Origin of the sequence: Moritella marina ATCC 15381 (genome assembly GCF_008931805.1) — a bacterium.
In the GTDB taxonomy this organism is placed as follows: domain Bacteria; phylum Pseudomonadota; class Gammaproteobacteria; order Enterobacterales; family Moritellaceae; genus Moritella; species Moritella marina.
The window spans coordinates 4,346,120-4,364,381 of sequence record NZ_CP044399.1 but is presented as its reverse complement, the minus strand read 5'-3'; the positions used below and the strand labels follow the sequence as shown (position 1 = coordinate 4,364,381).

Annotated in this window: 21 protein-coding genes; 14 read left to right on the top strand and 7 right to left on the bottom strand. The window is 41.5% G+C overall.

Features of this window, described 5'->3' with window-relative positions; genetic code table 11:
- The first annotated feature begins 18 nt into the window (after window positions 1–18).
- The 5 genes from FR932_RS19715 (at window position 19) to FR932_RS19695 (ending at window position 3,383) form a co-directional block, all read left to right on the top strand.
- Window positions 19–915, top strand: coding sequence for a DUF350 domain-containing protein (locus FR932_RS19715; RefSeq protein ID WP_019442139.1), 897 nt, complete (start codon window positions 19–21; stop codon window positions 913–915).
- Between the two features lie 203 nt (window positions 916–1,118).
- Entirely contained in the window at window positions 1,119–1,532 is a 414-nt protein-coding gene (locus tag FR932_RS19710) for a YjfI family protein (protein ID WP_019442138.1), read from the top strand.
- Window positions 1,533–1,554: 22 nt separating this feature from the next.
- A complete protein-coding gene (locus tag FR932_RS19705) occupies window positions 1,555–2,247 on the top strand; it encodes a PspA/IM30 family protein (RefSeq protein ID WP_019442137.1) in 693 nt (230 codons plus the stop codon).
- 147 nt (window positions 2,248–2,394) lie between these two features.
- A complete protein-coding gene (locus FR932_RS19700; protein WP_240532427.1) occupies window positions 2,395–3,039 on the top strand; it encodes a hypothetical protein in 645 nt (214 codons plus the stop codon).
- Window positions 3,040–3,062: 23 nt separating this feature from the next.
- Window positions 3,063–3,383, top strand: a complete 321-nt coding sequence (locus FR932_RS19695) for a hypothetical protein (RefSeq protein ID WP_019442135.1) — start codon at window positions 3,063–3,065, stop codon at window positions 3,381–3,383.
- A 145-nt stretch (window positions 3,384–3,528) separates the two neighbouring features.
- Here FR932_RS19695 and FR932_RS19690 read toward each other — a convergent pair whose 3' ends face one another.
- Complete coding sequence (locus FR932_RS19690; RefSeq protein ID WP_019442134.1) at window positions 3,529–5,037, bottom strand: CYTH domain-containing protein; 1,509 nt, start codon at window positions 5,035–5,037, stop codon at window positions 3,529–3,531.
- 276 nt (window positions 5,038–5,313) lie between these two features.
- On the opposite strand from FR932_RS19690, the gene FR932_RS19685 reads away from it, so the two are divergent.
- The 3 genes from FR932_RS19685 (at window position 5,314) to FR932_RS19675 (ending at window position 8,098) form a co-directional block, all read left to right on the top strand.
- Window positions 5,314–5,994, top strand: a complete 681-nt coding sequence (locus FR932_RS19685; RefSeq protein ID WP_019442133.1) for a TIGR00153 family protein — start codon at window positions 5,314–5,316, stop codon at window positions 5,992–5,994.
- A 22-nt stretch (window positions 5,995–6,016) separates the two neighbouring features.
- Window positions 6,017–7,291: an inorganic phosphate transporter gene (locus FR932_RS19680; protein ID WP_019442132.1), complete on the top strand. Its 1,275-nt coding sequence runs from the start codon at window positions 6,017–6,019 to the stop codon at window positions 7,289–7,291.
- 159 nt (window positions 7,292–7,450) lie between these two features.
- Window positions 7,451–8,098: a TIGR04211 family SH3 domain-containing protein gene (locus FR932_RS19675; protein ID WP_019442131.1), complete on the top strand. Its 648-nt coding sequence runs from the start codon at window positions 7,451–7,453 to the stop codon at window positions 8,096–8,098.
- Between the two features lie 116 nt (window positions 8,099–8,214).
- On the opposite strand, the gene yaaA is transcribed toward FR932_RS19675, so the two are convergent.
- From yaaA to FR932_RS19660, 3 genes are all read right to left on the bottom strand, one after another.
- On the bottom strand, window positions 8,215–8,994 hold the full coding sequence (gene yaaA, locus FR932_RS19670) for a peroxide stress protein YaaA (RefSeq protein WP_019442130.1): 780 nt from the start codon (window positions 8,992–8,994) through the stop codon (window positions 8,215–8,217).
- Window positions 8,995–9,103: 109 nt separating this feature from the next.
- Window positions 9,104–10,219: a PilT/PilU family type 4a pilus ATPase gene (locus tag FR932_RS19665; RefSeq protein WP_019442129.1), complete on the bottom strand. Its 1,116-nt coding sequence runs from the start codon at window positions 10,217–10,219 to the stop codon at window positions 9,104–9,106.
- Window positions 10,220–10,230: 11 nt separating this feature from the next.
- Entirely contained in the window at window positions 10,231–11,265 is a 1,035-nt protein-coding gene (locus tag FR932_RS19660; protein ID WP_026032200.1) for a type IV pilus twitching motility protein PilT, read from the bottom strand.
- Window positions 11,266–11,296: 31 nt separating this feature from the next.
- Between FR932_RS19660 and FR932_RS19655 the strand changes: the two genes are divergently transcribed.
- From FR932_RS19655 to hemW, 6 genes are all read left to right on the top strand, one after another.
- Complete coding sequence (locus tag FR932_RS19655; protein ID WP_019442127.1) at window positions 11,297–11,992, top strand: YggS family pyridoxal phosphate-dependent enzyme; 696 nt, start codon at window positions 11,297–11,299, stop codon at window positions 11,990–11,992.
- Window positions 11,993–12,049: 57 nt separating this feature from the next.
- Window positions 12,050–12,877, top strand: coding sequence for a pyrroline-5-carboxylate reductase (gene proC / locus FR932_RS19650; protein WP_019442126.1), 828 nt, complete (start codon window positions 12,050–12,052; stop codon window positions 12,875–12,877).
- A 110-nt stretch (window positions 12,878–12,987) separates the two neighbouring features.
- Entirely contained in the window at window positions 12,988–13,533 is a 546-nt protein-coding gene (locus FR932_RS19645) for a YggT family protein (RefSeq protein WP_019442125.1), read from the top strand.
- Between the two features lie 90 nt (window positions 13,534–13,623).
- A complete protein-coding gene (locus tag FR932_RS19640) occupies window positions 13,624–14,052 on the top strand; it encodes a DUF4426 domain-containing protein (protein ID WP_019442124.1) in 429 nt (142 codons plus the stop codon).
- 145 nt (window positions 14,053–14,197) lie between these two features.
- On the top strand, window positions 14,198–14,812 hold the full coding sequence (locus FR932_RS19635) for an XTP/dITP diphosphatase (protein WP_019442123.1): 615 nt from the start codon (window positions 14,198–14,200) through the stop codon (window positions 14,810–14,812).
- Window positions 14,812–15,990, top strand: coding sequence for a radical SAM family heme chaperone HemW (gene hemW, locus FR932_RS19630; protein ID WP_019442122.1), 1,179 nt, complete (start codon window positions 14,812–14,814; stop codon window positions 15,988–15,990). The genes FR932_RS19635 and hemW overlap by 1 nt, the downstream gene beginning before the upstream one ends.
- A 90-nt stretch (window positions 15,991–16,080) precedes the next feature.
- Here hemW and glsB read toward each other — a convergent pair whose 3' ends face one another.
- The 3 genes from glsB to trmB form a co-directional block, all read right to left on the bottom strand.
- Window positions 16,081–16,998 (bottom strand): glutaminase B, encoded by a 918-nt coding sequence (gene glsB, locus FR932_RS19625; protein ID WP_019442121.1) that lies wholly within the window; start codon window positions 16,996–16,998, stop codon window positions 16,081–16,083.
- 157 nt (window positions 16,999–17,155) lie between these two features.
- Window positions 17,156–17,494 (bottom strand): 50S ribosome-binding protein YggL, encoded by a 339-nt coding sequence (locus tag FR932_RS19620; RefSeq protein ID WP_019442120.1) that lies wholly within the window; start codon window positions 17,492–17,494, stop codon window positions 17,156–17,158.
- A gap of 13 nt (window positions 17,495–17,507) precedes the next feature.
- Window positions 17,508–18,248, bottom strand: a complete 741-nt coding sequence (trmB, locus tag FR932_RS19615) for a tRNA (guanosine(46)-N7)-methyltransferase TrmB (protein WP_019442119.1) — start codon at window positions 18,246–18,248, stop codon at window positions 17,508–17,510.
- Window positions 18,249–18,262: the final 14 nt, after the last annotated feature.

Genomic DNA, 18,262 nt, shown 5'->3' with positions numbered 1-18,262 from the left:
AAAAGAAGGTAACCTTTAATGTCTGTTTTTGAAACGCTCTTATCATCGGACCTACTGCTTTTTTTAGCAGTCGATCTTATCATCGCCTTAGTGCTTTTATCTGCCATGCGATTTTTCACCGGCGCTGTCGACAAGATAGATACCATTGATGAATTAGCCACCCGCGATAACTTTGCCTTTGGTATTAGTTTAGCCGGCGCTACATTTGGTTTAGGCATTGTGCTATCAGGGGCTATTTCAGGTGAAAAGGCTACGACCTTACCGTTAGAAGTACTCAGTATAAGCCTTTATGGTTTAGCCGGATTGGTCTTGATCAAACTGGGTCGTTGGATCCATGACCGTGTATCGCTTAATAGACTGGATAAAAATACCGAGGTTGCCGAGCGTAATGTCGCCGTCGCGATTGTCGATGCGTGTGCTGCTATTGCGACCGCGATAATCATTCGCTCAACACTTGTATGGGTTGAAGGTTTAGAGTTAATGACCTTTATTGCTATCTTTAGTGGGTTCCTGATATCTCAAACGGTTATGCTCTTGATGACGCGCTATCGTGAACACCGTTATTCACGCGGTAACCTCGGCACGACGATGCAACAAGCCTTTAAAGACAATAATATTGCCGTTGCCCTGCGCCATGGCGGCTGCCTTATTGGGGTTGCGATCTCGGTAACGATAGCCAGCAATTATATCTATTATGATAGCGAGAGTCTGATGACAACATTAGGATCGTGGATGTTGTTTAGCTTAGTCATGCTAACCACCTTTACCATCTTAGCGATCATCGCCAAGAAAATTATTCTTAATGGCGTGAATATTAATAGAGAAGTCGATTTACAAAATAATGTCGGTATCGCGGCAATGGATATGGCTATTAACTTATCTATCGCCTTTATTCTTAGCGCATTATTAATTTAACCCTTTGACGCTACTTCAAAGGCACCAAAATGCTAGTTCATTGATGACAGTGAACTTTCACGCCGTTTACGAACCAAATAAAGTAACCGGATTGTATATTAGTATTATAAAATAATATAAATTAAGCGCCAGCCACTTGACATATTATGTCTTGAGGCTTAAAGTTAATACCACTTAGACATAATATGTCAAAAAGGAACAAGATGAACATACATAAAATTGCAAATTATCTTAATGATCTTGGCGACAAGTCAGATACTGGTTACAAGTTTGACTGCACCCCTATTTCCGGTGATGTTGATGTACTACGTGTCGATGTTGAAGGTCGTGAAGAAATTCCAATTTTTGTTTCTGTCACTGATGAGCAAATTCTTTGTATTGCTTATTTATGGGGCGAGAACGAAGTTAAAACAGAAAAACGTGTGGAAATGTTAGAAGCTATGTTAGAGCTGAACATTCCAATGCCATTGTCATCATTCGCTAAAATTGACGATATGTATGTGGTATACGGCGCACTATCAGTACAATCAACTATTGCCGATGTCGAACACGAATTAGTTGTATTAAGTGATAACAGTCTTGAAGTTATTACTGAGTTATCAGATTATTTAGTTTAACCCTACTTCGAAGGAGAAGTTTATGAGCATTTTTAAGAAAATAATGACCGCTATCCGCGGCGGCGCCCGTGAAGTAGGTGAAGGTATTGTTGATGCAAACTCAATGCGTATCTTTGAACAAGAAATTCGCGATGCAGAAACGCACTTAACCAACGCTAAACGTAATTTAACTGACGTAATGGCGAAGCAGATGCAATCAAGCCGTGAACTTGAACGCGTTAAAGCAAACTTAACTGAACACGAAGGTTATGCAGTACAAGCCTTAAATGCTGGTAACGAGTCACTTGCATTAGAAGTAGCAGAAAAAATTGCTCAGTTAGAGCAAGAAGTTATCGAGCAGCAACAAAACCTAGATAGCTTTACCAGCAGCGCAACAAAACTGAAAGATCTAGTGAAAAAAAGTGAACGCCAGCTAGCTGAACACCAACGTCAATTAACCATGGTTAAAACAACGGATAGTGTACAAAAAGCGACATCAGCAATCACCGACAACTTTAGCGCCAGTAATTCAAAACTGCTCAGTGCAAAAGATTCACTTGAGCGTATTAAGCAAAAACAGCAAGATTTTGATGATCGCATGGTTGCCGCAGATGAGCTACATGCTGAAGGCAGTGACCAATCACTAAAAGCGAAACTAGCTGAAGCCGGCATTGGCCAACAGCAGAGCAACGCGAACTCAGTACTAGAGCGTTTGAAAGCCAAGCAAAATAGCTAAGTTTAACGACTAATCAATTTATAAATTAGTCAGTTAATCCCCAATAGGAGCAGTCACTGTGGAAACACGTGCTGTTCCTATTTGTCATTCTGCTAAACCTTAATTTTTAATGGTTTAACACTTAAATGGTTTAATATTTTAGGAGCCATGATGAGTTTCTTCAAAAATTTATTTAAAAAATCTGCACCAGCAACCCCAACCCGCGAACTCAATCACGTCAGCAAATTGATTCTGGGGGATATTATCGAATTTAGTGACAGTTTCACTTTACCAAGTGAAGTGCGTCAACAAAAATTTGAAGTGATCGCGATTGAAACATTTGAGTTTGAGCACCAACATTACCCACGCTTTAAACTGCAAGGTGAGCAACAGAATTATATTTGGTTAACCTTGCCAGGTCACGACCATAATAACTTCCAACTCAGTCTCGAACTTACCCGTGATGAAGTATCACAGTTATTCGACTTAGATTTATTCAGTGATGTATTTGAAGCTGGTTTCACCGAATTACCGAGTCAACAGCCGGTGTCCTTAGGTGATTGGCATGCAGAGCATTATTACCAGCAAGATATTGCAACGGTCGGTTATCACCATAGAACAGACTTTAGAAGCTCTGCACCTTCGCAATATGCCGATGAAAATCCAGGCCGCCAATTTGAGTTCTATCATTTACATGATGCTAAAGAAAACAAACTCATCGATATTATGGTTTATAACACTGGCGATACCGATGTGTACTTGACCGTACAACTGGGTAATGACAGTATTACAGGATACTGGCCAATAGCATAAATACAGTACAAGGCAGATTGAAGATGGTTAAATCACGTGAATTACCGGAAAAATGGCAATCATCACAAAAGGCGATGAAAGCAGTTCAAGTGGCATTTGATATGGATGAAAAAATCCAATACAAGATCCGTAAAGCGGCACTCGATCATAACTTAAGCCCCTCAGAACAGATCCGAGATATTCTCGGCTTAAGCGTCAATAAAAGACCGAAAAGGCCACGCCTAACCGTTTCATTAAATAATCAAGACTACATTGAACTCGCTGAAAAATATGGTTTAAAACCAGAACAGCAGTTAGAAATAAAGAAGTTAGTTATTGAGGATTTAGTTAAGTTTTCTGAATAGCTAGCGGTATATTTACGCCTAAAGTTAAATCCAGAGTGCAGCGAACAGGGAGATAATCCCCCCTGTTCGCTGCGTTCTAAATCTTCTATTTTAGTCTGCAATCTTCTCTCTATTTAACCTTCTCTCTATTTAACCTTCTACCTATTTAATCTTCTAACCAGTATGGTCGCATGGTTAACGCCTGTAGGCGTGTCTGTTCCAACGCATCCAATAATGCACGTTGTTTACGTGTTATTAGTTTTTCAATTTGTACTGTGATTGCTGGCGGTTGCTGCTGTGCAACATCCATCAGGACCTGCAATATCGCCAAGTCATCAATCCCTTGTAAAATATCTTGCCAAGGCAGTCTAAATTTATCCCGACGTTCAGCTCGGTAATGATGACTAAAACAATGCCCTATTAATAAATTCTGCTTTAGCTTTGCCTGTAAGCCTAAATAATCGGCCAACGTCAGCTCAGGTGCTGACAATAATGAATCAAGTACACTCTGCCAGCTCTTTTGTAACAGTGTATTAGCAAACGGTATTACGTTAGCAGTATCGAGTTTTACACTCGTTAAGCCTTGGCTTAATAGCTGACTCACTGACAGCATAATACTGGCATATCTTGGGCTATTAAATAGCGTTTCAATGTCGGAGAAATCAATATAACGCGTTTGCAATGCTTCCAGCTCTTTACCAATACGCTTATATTCAGGGAGCTTTCGCATAAACTGACCGTTCTTCAGCATAACTTCATGTAATTGAGCAGCGCAACTCACCGCTGACAATTGCTGCTGTAACCACACCAATTCTGCTTTGCTTAAATCGATATCAGGCAATATAGGGGCATAACTTTGCATCGTTTGTAAGATCAAGGCCACTGCAGCATCCACTTCAGCAAGTGCACTAATATCCTGCGTTTCTAAATACTGTTGTTCATGGTGTTGCCAATGCGCGTAGCTTTGCGTTAATGTCGCCAGAAAAATATCCGTTAAGCGCTCTGTTTTTAATTCTTGGCCTGCAACTGTTGGCACCTTCAACGTCAGCGGTTTAATTTTCGGCGTATAAAGGCCTGCCAGTTGGTAACCACGCTTGGCTTTACTGACATTACCCAAGCGTACGTTGCCCAATTGGGTTATTTGCTGTGCCAACGTAAACAGGTCGGAAATATCACCACATACGAGCTCAAGCTCAATTTCACAAATAGGGTAACTTTGCTCACCACTGCGTGCCATACCTTGATCGAATACCACTTCGATTTCAGCATCATTAGCTAATTTAATATGCCACATAGTGCGCTCGAAATCAGTAGTAAACAGATCCACCAAGTCAGCTTGTAATTGCGCAATATTAGTACCATTAGGCCAGATTTCAGCAGGGAAATCAGCTAATGTCGGCACATCACCGGGTAAAGGTAAATTATATTCAGGGCGCTGGTGTAATCCACCACGCACAATACCCGCCGTCTTTATCGTTTGCTCGGCAAAATTTAAACTTTTTCGTGTGCGTAAACCAAAATCAAACTGACGAAATTGGGATGTCGTTGTATCAAAATAAGTATTAGATAAAGGCTTAACAGCCTGTTCGATTATCACATAGTCCGCGAGTAGCGTGGCTAATTGTGATTTAACCTCTGGTTTAACAACAAATTTTATTTCAACTTCCGTACTCATCTGGCCTCGCTAGACTTATCAACGATAAAATAATGCCGCCATAAAATAAAATACCCGACACTTTAAGAGACAAAATTTACCAATTATTTTAAAATCTGTCTAAGGTTAAATCTTCAATTCGTGAATAATATTTACAGTCAAAAACAAAATATATTGATATTAGTCTAATTCAATCACGAATAACGCAATTTTTATATTGCAAACTCCTGAGAGTTGTTTAACATTCTCGCCATCTTCAAAAGTGTCATCATAATGTCACATTAATGGGTTATGGCTATGCCAGTAAATACTATTTTAGGACTTTTTGCTAAGTCACCGATTACACCGTTACAAGAACACATCACGAAAGTGCATGAGACTTGTGAATTGTTAGTGCCATTCTTTGCAGCGACTGCAGTACAAGATTGGGATAAAGCGGAAATCATTCGTCAGCAAATCTCTCAGTGTGAGAAAGATGCTGATGTATTGAAGCGTGAAATTCGTTTGAAGTTACCACGCGGTATCTTCATGCCTGTTGATCGTACCGATTTGCTAGATCTACTAACCCAACAAGATAAAATCGCCAATCGTGCGAAAGATATTGCGGGTCGTATGATCGGTCGCAACTTGCAACTTCCAGCTGAAATTGCTGAAGACTTCACGACTTATCTAAAACGTTGCATTGACGCGACGGCACAGGCTAAGAAAGCCATTAATGAACTAGATGAGTTGATTGAAACAGGCTTTAAAGGCCGCGAAGTTGACCTTGTAGAAAACATGATTAACGAACTTGATAGTATCGAAGATGATACCGATGCAATGCAAATTGTACTGCGCCAAAAATTACGTTCAATTGAAAATAACTACAATCCAATTGATGTTATGTTCCTTTACAAAATCTTAGAGTGGGTGGGCGGATTAGCTGACCAAGCTGAAACTGTTGGCGCTCGTCTTGAGCTCATGCTAGCGCGTAATTAAGATCATTACAGGTATATAAATAATGGAAATCATTCAAGCATACGGCCCTTATCTATTGATGATGGCAGCAGTCTTCGGCCTTTACATGGCATGGGGCATTGGTGCAAATGACGTTGCAAACGCAATGGGCACATCAGTTGGTACTAAATCACTCACAGTAAAACAAGCAATTCTTATTGCGATGGTTTTTGAGTTTGCAGGGGCTTACTTAGCCGGTGGTGAAGTAACCGATACCGTACGTAAAGGTATTGTTGACCTTGCGGTCTTTAAAGAAACTAACCGTCCGGATGCGTTAGCATTTGGTATGATCTCAGCGCTACTTGCTGCAGGTACATGGTTAATGATCGCTTCAATCTTCGGTTGGCCGGTATCAACAACACACTCTATTGTGGGTGCGATTGTTGGTTTTGCACTCGTTAGTGTTGGTCCTGAAGCAGTACAGTGGGGTAAAGCAGGTGGTATCGTGGGGAGCTGGGTAGTCACACCAATCCTGTCCGGACTCATCGCCTATGTCACCTTTATGAGTATTCAAAAACTCATTTTTGATACTAAAGATCCACTCTCGAACGCTAAACGTTATGTGCCTTTCTACATGGCATTAACAACATTCGTGATCGCGATGGTTACCATCAAGAAAGGTCTAAAACACGTAGGCTTACACCTAACGACAACTGAAGGCCTTATTGCTTCAGCGGTGATCAGCTTGCTTGTAGCAATCGCTGGTGCCGTGTATATCAGCAGACAGAAATACAGCCCAAGCAATGATAAAGACATGCATTTCTCGAACGTTGAAAAAGTGTTTGGTATTTTAATGATCATCACTGCTTGTGCAATGGCATTTGCCCATGGTTCAAATGACGTAGCGAACGCGATCGGTCCACTAGCAGCGGTTGTCTCTATCGTTGAACACGGTGGCGAAATTGCTGAAAAAGCGGAGATCACATGGTGGATTTTACCGCTGGGTGGTTTAGGTATCGTGATTGGTCTAGCGACTATGGGTCATAAAGTAATGTCTACCGTTGGTACAGGCATTACTGAACTAACGCCAAGTCGTGGTTTTGCAGCGCAATTAGCAACAGCAACAACGGTTGTGATTGCATCAGGCTCAGGCTTACCTATCTCTACAACGCAAACCCTTGTAGGTGGCGTGCTGGGTGTGGGTATGGCGCGTGGTATCGCGGCCTTGAATCTAAACGTAGTTAGAACAATTGTTGTATCTTGGGTAGTTACCCTACCTGCAGGTGCCATTCTATCAATTATCTTCTACAAGATTTTAGAAGCTATCTTTGTAGTGTAATTGGTTACATTGTTATTAAAAGGCCATCAATTTATTGATGGCCTTTTTTGTAAATCCACTAAATTTCATTTTCTGATGGTAAAATGGTATCTGAGGCTTGTCGAAATCCGATTTTATAATTACTATGCTTATCAGAATATTTCGTCTACAGGACATCTTGTGAAGATTAAAAAACTCATTATAGCAACACTGCTAACACTCGTTAGCTTATCAAGCTTTGCGAAAGAAACACGTTACATCAGTGACGACGTGTCTATTTTTATGCACTCAGGCCCGGGGACACAATATCGCATCATCGGTACAATTAAAGCTGGCGAAGCGGTAACCTACTTACAGACTAATGCAGGCACTAACTATGTGCAAATTACGACCAGTAAGAATAAAACAGCTTGGATTGATGGTGCTTCACTCTCACGCCAAGTCAGTTTAAAAATTCGTGCACCTAAGCTACAAGCAGAACTGGCAAAAACCAAAGAAGCATTAGCAAAAATTAATAATAAAAATTCAGCTGCAATGGCTGAATTAACAGATGCTAATCGTGATCAGCTTGCTGAAAAAGAAGCTGGTATCGCAGCACAAGCAAATAACATCAACTCTTTAACTGCTGAAAACACGGCATTAACTGAAGAAGCGGTACGTTTACGTGAAGAGAATGAGCAATTATCTACTCGCCTCGATACTAAAGAAGAAGATGAGCAACATCGTTTCATTATCCTTGGTGCGCTTATTCTTGCTGCCGGTCTCATTGCGGGATTAATCATCCCATCAATTCGTTTCCGTCGTAAGAAAAATAGCGGCTGGGATTAATCTCTGAACTGACTAAGTAAATCACTAAGTCACATTAATCGCAGATAAAAAAGGATATTCACCTGTGAATATCCTTTTTCATTAACGCCAATGTATAGCAACAAACTCAACGCAGATTACTTAAATATTTCGTCTCGTTTAAACACCAATTCAATATCGGTTGATTCCGCTTCACAATAGTAATAACCATCAGTATCAAATGCTGTCAGCTGCTCGATATCTGTTAACTGGTTTTCAATAATGTAACGCGCCATCAGACCACGGGCTTTTTTCGCATAAAAGCTAATGATCTTAAATTTACCCGCTTTGCAGTCTTTAAATACCGGTGTAATAACACGGCCTTTTAAACGTTTCTTTTGTACTGCTTTAAAATATTCATTTGATGCTAAGTTAATTAATACTTTATCGCCTTGCGCTGCCAGTGTTTCGTTTACTTTATCAGTCACGATATCACCCCAGAACTGATACAAGTTAGTACCACGCCCATTCACTAGCTTAGTGCCCATTTCTAGGCGATATGCTTTAATCAAATCAAGCGGGCGTAATAAACCATACAAGCCAGAAAGAATACGGAAGTGTTGCTGGGCAAATGCCATATCATCAGCCGTAAACGTTTCTGCGTCTAAGCCAGTGTATACGTCACCTTTAAAAGCAAATACAGCTTGCTTGGCATTCTCAGGGGTAAACTCACTCGACCATTCAGTAAAGCGGGCCGCATTTAATCCGGCTAATTTATCACTGATTTTCATCAATGAAGATAAATCGACAGGTGTTAATTGACGGCAAACATCAATTAACTCAGCCGAATCAACCATCAAGTCAGCTTGGCTATATTGCTCAACAACAGACGGCGTTTCAAAATCAAGTGTTTTAGCCGGTGATACCACTATTAACATAACTCTTCCTTATCTCTCTTAAACTGAACTTAAACTACAATAGTCTTAAACTGAAATAGCCCTAAACTACAATAGTCTTAAACTAAAATGTGCTCATAAACGCTAACGATTACAAGGCTTCAATAGTGATGCCATCAAGCATACCATTACTGCTCGATTGACCTTGGTTTAACTTGATCATTAAGCGTAAATCATTCGGTGAGTCAGCATAATGCAACGCTTCGGTATAACTAATCATACTGCTATCATAAAGCGCTAGTAACGCTTGATCATAGGTTTGCATGCCTAACTCTACTGATTTCGTCATAAGTTCTTTAATTTTATGTAGCTCATTTTTACGAATTAATTCACTCACCAATGGGCTGTTCAATAATATTTCAAATACCCCTCGACGACTAGTGCCGCCTTGTACCGGAATTAATTGCTGCGCAACAATCGCTTTTAAGTTTAGCGACAAGTCATATAACAATTGCGCATGTTTCTCTTTTGGTACTAGGTGTAAAATACGGTCGATAGCTTGGTTAGCATTGGTTGCATGTAACGTCGCCATACATAAGTGCCCCGTTTCAGCAAACGCCAATGCAAACTCCATGGTTTCTTGCGAGCGGATCTCACCAATTAAGATCACATCAGGGGCCTGACGTAATGAGCTTTTCAGCGCATCTTCAAACGACTCGGTATCAATCCCGACTTCACGCTGAGTAACGATACAACTTTGATGCTCATGCACAAACTCAATCGGATCTTCAATGGTTAAAATATGCCCCGATGAATTTTGATTACGGTAACCCACCATCGCCGCTTGCGTCGTCGACTTACCCGAACCTGTCGCCCCTACGACGAGTACTAGGCCACGCTTCTCTAATGCAGTCTGCTTTAACACGGCTGGTAGATAAAGATCATCCATCGCTGGAATATCAGTTTCAATCCGACGGATCACCATACCGGCTTTTTCTAATTGCCAAAATGCGCTAACACGGAAACGCCCTATATCGGGAAAAAACAGACCAAAATTAGACTCTTTCGTTTTGCAGAAAGAAACGAACTCATCATCAGACATGGCTTCTTTAACCAAGGCTAGCGACTGCTCTGATGTTAATTTATGCTCTGATATCGCCCGTAATGAGCCATGTACTTTCACTGTTGGCGCAATCCCTGCCGAAATATACATATCAGAGCCTTCGAGCTTTTTCATCGCGCTGAAGAGTTGTGGTAGCATTCCCATGTTATTCATCCTTAAAAACTTTGTTGATCAACCGCTCTAATGCGCGCTTCTTCAGTAGAGACAATACCCATATTAACCAATTCACGTAATGATTGATCTAATGTTTGCATGCCGTGCATCATACCTGTTTGGATCACCGAATACATCTGCGCGACTTTATCTTCACGGATCAAGTTACGGATCGCAGGTGTCCCTAGCATGATCTCATGTGCCGCGACACGACCACCACCAGTACGTTTTAATAACGTTTGCGAAATTACCGCACGCAGTGATTCAGACAACATAGAGCGCACCATATCTTTCTCTTGCCCTGGGAATACATCGACAATACGGTCAATGGTTTTCGCCGCAGAGGTGGTATGCAAGGTACCAAATACCAAATGTCCGGTTTCAGCTGCTGTTAATGCTAAGCGGATAGTTTCTAAGTCTCGCATCTCCCCCACTAAGATAACATCCGGATCTTCACGTAATGAAGAACGTAATGCGGCATTAAAACTTTTAGTATCGCGGAATACTTCACGCTGATTAACCAAGCTTTTTTTATTCTGATGTACAAATTCAATCGGATCTTCGATGGTCAAAATATGCTTATGCTGATGCTCATTAATATGATCAACCATCGCAGCTAGTGTTGTCGACTTACCAGAGCCAGTCGGCCCGGTCACCAAAACTAAACCACGAGGTAGGTTAACCAAGTCATGCAGAATATCAGGCACATTTAACTCGGCCATGGTTTTTATTTCGCTAGGAATAGTACGAAACGTTGCAGCTGGACCACGGTGTTGGTTGAATGCATTCACACGGAAACGAGCGACGTTATTAATTTCAAAAGAAAAATCGACTTCCAAATGTTCTTCGTAGTCTTTGCGTTGTTTATCATCCATAATGTCATAAATCAGCGCATGTACTTGTTTAGCATCAAAAGCGGGTAAGTTTATTTTACGTACATCACCATCTACGCGGATCATCGGTGGCACGCCCGAAGAAAGGTGTAGATCTGATGCGTTATGCTTTACACTAAATGTAAGTAACTCTGTAACATCCATATTCTTTTTAACCTCATTTGCAAGTAACATCATGAATAGTATATCAACACGATTACAACAGGTTCTGACTCAAATTGACAACGCGGCAAGCACATCTTGCAAAAAAAGCGGGGAAATTAACCTGCTTGCAGTAAGTAAAACCAAACCCGTCGAACAAGTGATGGCAGTTTACGCACTCGGGCAACGTAAATTTGGTGAAAACTACCTGCAAGAAGCAGTAGAAAAGATCACTTACCTGCAGCAAGACGGTCATTATGACGACATTGAATGGCATTTTATTGGTCCTATCCAATCAAATAAGACCCGTCCAATCGCCGAGCATTTCGATTGGGTGCAAAGTATCGACCGTTTAAAAGTAGCGCAGCGACTTAATGATCAACGCCCTGCTGAGATGGCGAAATTGAACGTCTGTATTCAAGTCAACATCAGTGCTGAAGACAGTAAATCAGGTGCAGACCTAGCACAAGCACGACAGCTGGCAGAACAAGTCACTCTATTACCTAATTTGGTATTACGTGGGATCATGGCGATCCCAGAAAAAACAGCGGATCTCGATAAGCTAAAATCACAATTTAACCAGCTTGAATCCTTGTATTTATCACTTCAGCACCAATATAACCAAATAGATACGCTATCGATGGGCATGACCAACGATATGGAACTTGCTATTGCGCAAGGCAGCAACATGGTACGTGTAGGCACTGCCATTTTTGGTGCACGCGGCTGATCACTCCCTGTCTATGGAATTAGGCAGTAATTATCACGTATAAGGAATTAAACAGTCATGATCACGAATAAAAAAATCGCCTTTATCGGTGCAGGGAATATGGCGAGCAGCCTTATCGGCGGTATGATCACAGATGGTTATCCTGCTGAATTAATTTATGCAGCAAGTCCGACACGAACACGCTTAGATATACTCGAGGAAAAATTTGCGATTAATACCACGCAAGATAATCATTTTGCTGTCGCTGCAGCCGATATTATTATTCTGGCCGTCAAGCCGCAGTTGATGGGTGACGTTTGTTCTCATTTGGCTGAGCAGAGTAGCGATTACCGTGGTAAATTATTTGTTTCCATTGCCGCTGGCGTCACGGTTGAGCGTTTACAGAGTTTACTCGCTGACAATCAGCCCATCGTACGTACGATGCCAAATACACCCGCATTAGTACAAAAAGGCATGACTGGATTATTCCCATCACCAGAAGTGTCAGATGAAGATATCAAAACAATTGACCAAATCATGATGGCGGTTGGTAAAACCTGTTGGGTTGATAATGAATCTGACTTAAATACTATTATTGCCGCAACAGGTAGTTCACCAGCGTATTTCTTCCTGTTTATGGAAGCGATGCAAGAAAGTATTATTGGCATGGGTTTCACGCAACAGCAAGCAAGAGAATTAGTGCAACAGGCGGCGGCAGGTTCGGCTGAATTAGTCATCCAGAATCCGCACATTGATTTAGCCACGTTGCGCCAAAATGTCACCTCAAAAGGTGGTACGACAGCTGAAGCTATCCGTACTTTCGAAGAACAAGGCCTGCGTGAAACAGTAAACACTGCGATGCAGGCTGCCGTTTCTCGCGCTGAAGCAATGCAAAAACTATTTTAATAAATCGACTTTATAAACAGACATAACGGCATAATACGGTTATGTCTCTAATCTGACTAACAACTGCTTAATGAAAATAAGCAGTTCACCATTAACTTAAAGGGTAATTTATGAACGCGGCTAACTTTTTGGTCAGTATCTTATTTGAAACATACATTCTTATCATACTACTACGCGTGTGGTTACAACTCGCTCGTGCTGATTTTTATAATCCAATGAGCCAATTTATTGTCAAAGCAACTCAACCAGTCGTACGACCATTACGCCGTGTGATCCCAAGCCTAGGAGGCTTAGATCTAGCATCGGTGGTATTTGCCTATGCTGTCGCTTGTGCGATGATTTATACTTTATTCGGCGTACAAACAGGGGCTATAGCACCGATCCAAGATGTACTGATTTTCGCAGCAATAAAATTGGTTAAACAATGCTTTAGCTTAGTATTCTACGTATTAATTTTACGTGCTATTTTAAGCTGGGTTAGCCAAGGAAACAGCCCCGTTGAAAGTGTATTATCACAATTAAGTGAACCAATTTTAGCGCCAATCCGTCGTATTATCCCTGCGATCGGTGGTCTAGATTTGTCTATGCTAGTGGCCATTTTAGGTCTGCAATTTTTACAAATCCTAATCGGTGACCTGACTGGTATTCCATTCTAGTATCGCTATGCCATTTTAGTACTATGATTCTATTAGTAACGCTAAATTAATGCAGAGCCAGTCTCTGCATTAACCTTTTAAGGAACTCACATGCCAGCATTATTCAAATCTTTATTACTCTCAATGACCTTACTTATCTCAGCGACTGCCAATGCAGAACAAATGCAAAAACTCGGTGATTGGGATGTACATTACATTGCCTTTCCAAGTACTTTTTTAACCGCTGACGTTGCTTCTGAATATGATATCGACCGCAGTAAGTACTTGGGGATTATTAATATCTCAGTACTTGATAGCGACTCATTAAAAGCGCAGTCGGTTAAAATGACGGTGACGGCTCGTAATCTACTAGGTAATATCCGTGAACTAGAAGTTCGTGAAATTCGTGAACAAGACGCGATTTATTACATTGCAGAAGTACCACACCGTAACGAAGAAACTTACCGTATCAAGGTGACGCTAAGCAGTGGTAATCAAACACAAGAGCTCAAATTCCAACAAGGGTTTTATGTTGATTAGGCTTTATCCATGATCAGCAATCCTGTATAACCTGACTGCAAATAAGAATCCGATGATAGTGTTCGCTTCATCATCCGGATTCTTTCATTGTTTTTAATGAATCACTATTTTTAACTATTTTTAAATAAATCATATAAGGCGCATCATGTCTAAAGTTGTTCTCGCTACTGGTAATCCAGGCAAAGTTCGTGAAATGTCAGCACTGCTTGCTGAGTTTGGTCTTGAAGTACTTCCACAAAGCGATTTCAATATTGCCGAAGCCGATGAGACTGGCACCACCTTTATTGAAAATGCCATTATCAAAGCTAAACACGCGGCAACTTTAACAGGATTACCTGCAATTGCTGACGATTCTGGTTTAGCAGTTGACGCCCTACAAGGTGTACCGGGTATTTACTCTGCGCGTTATGCCGGTGTGGATGCCAGCGATCGTGATAATTTATTAAAGTTATTAGACGCACTTAAAGGTGTACCCACAGCGCAGCGTACGGCACGTTTTCACTGTGTATTAGTTTATATGACCCATGCAGAAGATCCAACGCCATTAGTCTGTCACGGCGCTTGGGATGGTGTGATCACCGAACAACCAAGCGGTGAAGACGGTTTTGGTTATGATCCTATTTTCTTTGTTGAATCTGAAGGCTGCACATCAGCGGAATTAACCAAACAACGTAAAAGCGAATTAAGTCACCGTGGTCAAGCACTGACTAAATTACTCGCGGCAATGCACGAACAACAAACTCGATTAGTAGCGCAATAATGACTGAACCGCTCATGATTACAACCGCTCCCCTATTACCAATGCGTTTACCACCATTGAGTTTATATGTGCATATCCCATGGTGTGTACAAAAATGCCCGTATTGTGATTTCAACTCCCATACCCAAAAGGGCAAGATCCCGGAAGCAGAATACATTGCCGATCTACTTGCCGATCTACGCAGTGAATTACCACGGGTATTCCAACGATCATTACATTCGATCTTTATTGGTGGCGGTACGCCAAGTTTAATCAGCGCCGAAGGTATTGGTCAAATACTTGATGGTGTTGAAGCGATGATCCCATTTAGTGACAATATCGAGATCACGATGGAAGCCAACCCTGGCACCGTCGAAGCCGATCGTTTTCACGGTTATGTTGCTGCCGGTGTTAATCGAATTTCGGTTGGTGTACAAAGTTTACAAGCTGAAAAGTTGAATCTATTGGGACGTATTCACGATCCAGATGAAGCGATCCGCGCAGCGAATATTGCGACAGAGTCTGCACTCAATTCATTCAACTTAGACTTGATGCACGGCCTGCCACATCAAGATCTTAACGATGCCTTATATGACTTAAACAAAGCGGTTGAACTTGCGCCTCCACACTTGTCTTGGTATCAATTAACCATTGAACAAAACACCCAATTTCACTCTAAGCCGCCAACCTTGCCCGATGAAGATATTCTCTGGGATATTTTTGAACAAGGTCATGCACTACTGAGTAACGCCGGTTATGAACAATATGAAATATCGGGATATGCCAAAGCTGGTAAGCAATGTCAGCACAACTTAAACTATTGGCGTTTTGGGGACTATATCGGCATTGGCTGTGGCGCGCACGGTAAGCTAACAGAGCCAGAGACCGGTCAGATAATTCGTCGTAGCAAAATAAAGCATCCACGTGGGTATATGGACGCTGATAAATCATTTTTAGACAATGAACACGTCGTTGCGCAAGACGAACTGCCATTTGAGTTCTTTATGAATCGTTTTCGCTTAATCGAAGCGACACCGAAACAAGATTTTTGTGATTTTACCGGATTACCATTATCAACGGTAAGTGCACAAATTAAGACGGCGATCCAAAAAGGTTTATTAACCGAAACCGCAACACATTGGCAAGTCACCCAACTCGGTCATCGTTACCTCAACAGTTTGTTCGATCTGTTTCTTTAGTTAGCGATACTCGATTAAAATCGAAAATTAAGAAAACAAAAGGGGCGCAATAATCAATTATTGCGCCCCTTTTGTTTGCAGCCATTAATGTTAAAATATCGAATGGCCAAAACGTTCACTGAACAGCTCTAACGCTGCTGTGCCTACCAGTGAATTACCTGATTCATTCAGCTCTGGTGACCACACACAAACGGTTAATTCGCCTGGAATAACCGCAACAATGCCGCCACCAACGCCACTTTTCGCTGGCATACCGACACGGAAAGCAAAATCACCTGATTCATCATACAAGCCACACGTTGCCAGCAAGGCATTTAAACGCCGAGTACAGCGTTCATTCACCAAGCTCTTATTACGATGACAAGGTAAGCCTTTTTTCGCTAAGAATGAGAATGCTGTCGCCAGTTCTACGCAATTCATGTTGATCGCACAGTAACTAAAATAACTCTGCAATACGGTTTCAACATCGTTATTAAAATTACCGTGCGACTTCATCAAATAAGCAATCGCTGCATTACGCGCCATGTGTTCAAATTCAGAACTAGCGACATCATGATCGATATAAATATCGGTTGAATTTGCCAATTTACGTAACAATTCCAACATACGTTGTTTAGGTGCCGATAAACGGCTTTGCAACATATCCGCGACCACTAATGCACCCGCATTAATAAATGGGTTACGCGGTTTACCTTTTTCAAATTCTAACTGGATCAGCGAGTTAAATGCTTGACCAGAGGGTTCACGCCCTACTCTAGTCCACAGCTCATCTTCCGAGAACCGCGTCAACGCGGCTGTTAACGCAAAGACTTTCGAGATACTTTGAATCGAAAATCGCTCGGTCGCATCACCCGCGGTAAACACGTCACCATTAGCCAAACACACGGCAATACCCAATTGGTTGGGATTTACGTTCGCTAACGCAGGAATATAATCAGCGACATGGCCTTCACCAATTAACGGACGAACAACGTCGAGCAATTCTTCTAGAGATGCGTTAGAAAGCATAAATAACCTGTTTAAAATGGGCTGTTCGAAGTGCTATAGAAAGCGGGAACAAAGTGGAAAAATAAGTTATCAGTGTGCAGAAGTAAGATAACAAATAACCGACTGCGTCAGTAATGGTACTTAACGAACAGTCGGTTTCAGGGATTAATGAAGTGGCTTATATGCCTTCTTCACCGTACCATAAATCGAATAACGGGCTAACAATAAGGTTTTGAACGCCTTTTGCTTCTAACCAAGTTTTAACTTGCTCACGTTGTTCTTCAGTACACTTACCATGAGTTTCAGTACAGATCATACCGTCCCACTCTAAGTTACCGTCAGCAGCAAAAGCCAGTTTATTTGGATCAATAACTTCAGCAATTAAGCCATCTAAGATAGCGTCAATTTGGTCTTCAGTTGTACCTTCAACAAAATCCCAAGACAGATCAAAACCTAACTCTTGGAATTCATCAACACGTAGTTTCTTACGTAGACGACGATTACGATTTGTAGCCATTATTACCTCGAATTTACTTAGTACGTTTATAAATAATATCCCAAACGCCGTGACCTAAACGGTGACCACGTTGTTCGAATTTAGTTAATGGACGCCAATCAGGACGTGGAACAAAGTTCCCTTCTGCAGCAGTGTTTTCATAACCTGGTGCAACAGCCATTACTTCAATCATATGCTCGGCATAGTTTTCCCAGTCCGTAGCCATATGGAAGATACCACCTAAGCTCAGTTTTTGGCGAATACTTTCTGCAAAACTAGCTTGTACGATACGACGTTTGTGATGACGCGTCTTGTGCCACGGATCAGGGAAGAACAATTGCATGCCACCTAAGCTACCATCAGCAATACAATCCGCTAGTACTTCAACAGCATCATGACAGAATACACGTAAGTTCGTTACGCCACGTTCGCCTGCAGCCATTAGACATGCCCCAACACCTGGTGAATGCACTTCGATACCAATAAAGTTTTTCTCTGGAGAAGCAGCGGCCATTTCAACTAAAGATGCACCCATACCAAAGCCAATTTCTAATGTTACGGGGTTATTGTTACCGAACACCTCAGCAAAATCTAACATGCCCATGTCATGATCTAGGCCCATTGTTGGCCAAAAATCTGTCATCGCGGCTTCCTGGCCTTTCGTTAAACGTCCTTCACGTAAAACAAAACTTCTCACTTTACGGATGCGTTTACCGTCTTCTGTTAATTCAGGTTCTGCTATTCTTTTATGCTCAGTTATTTTATGTTCAGTCATTTTTTATCCAGTCG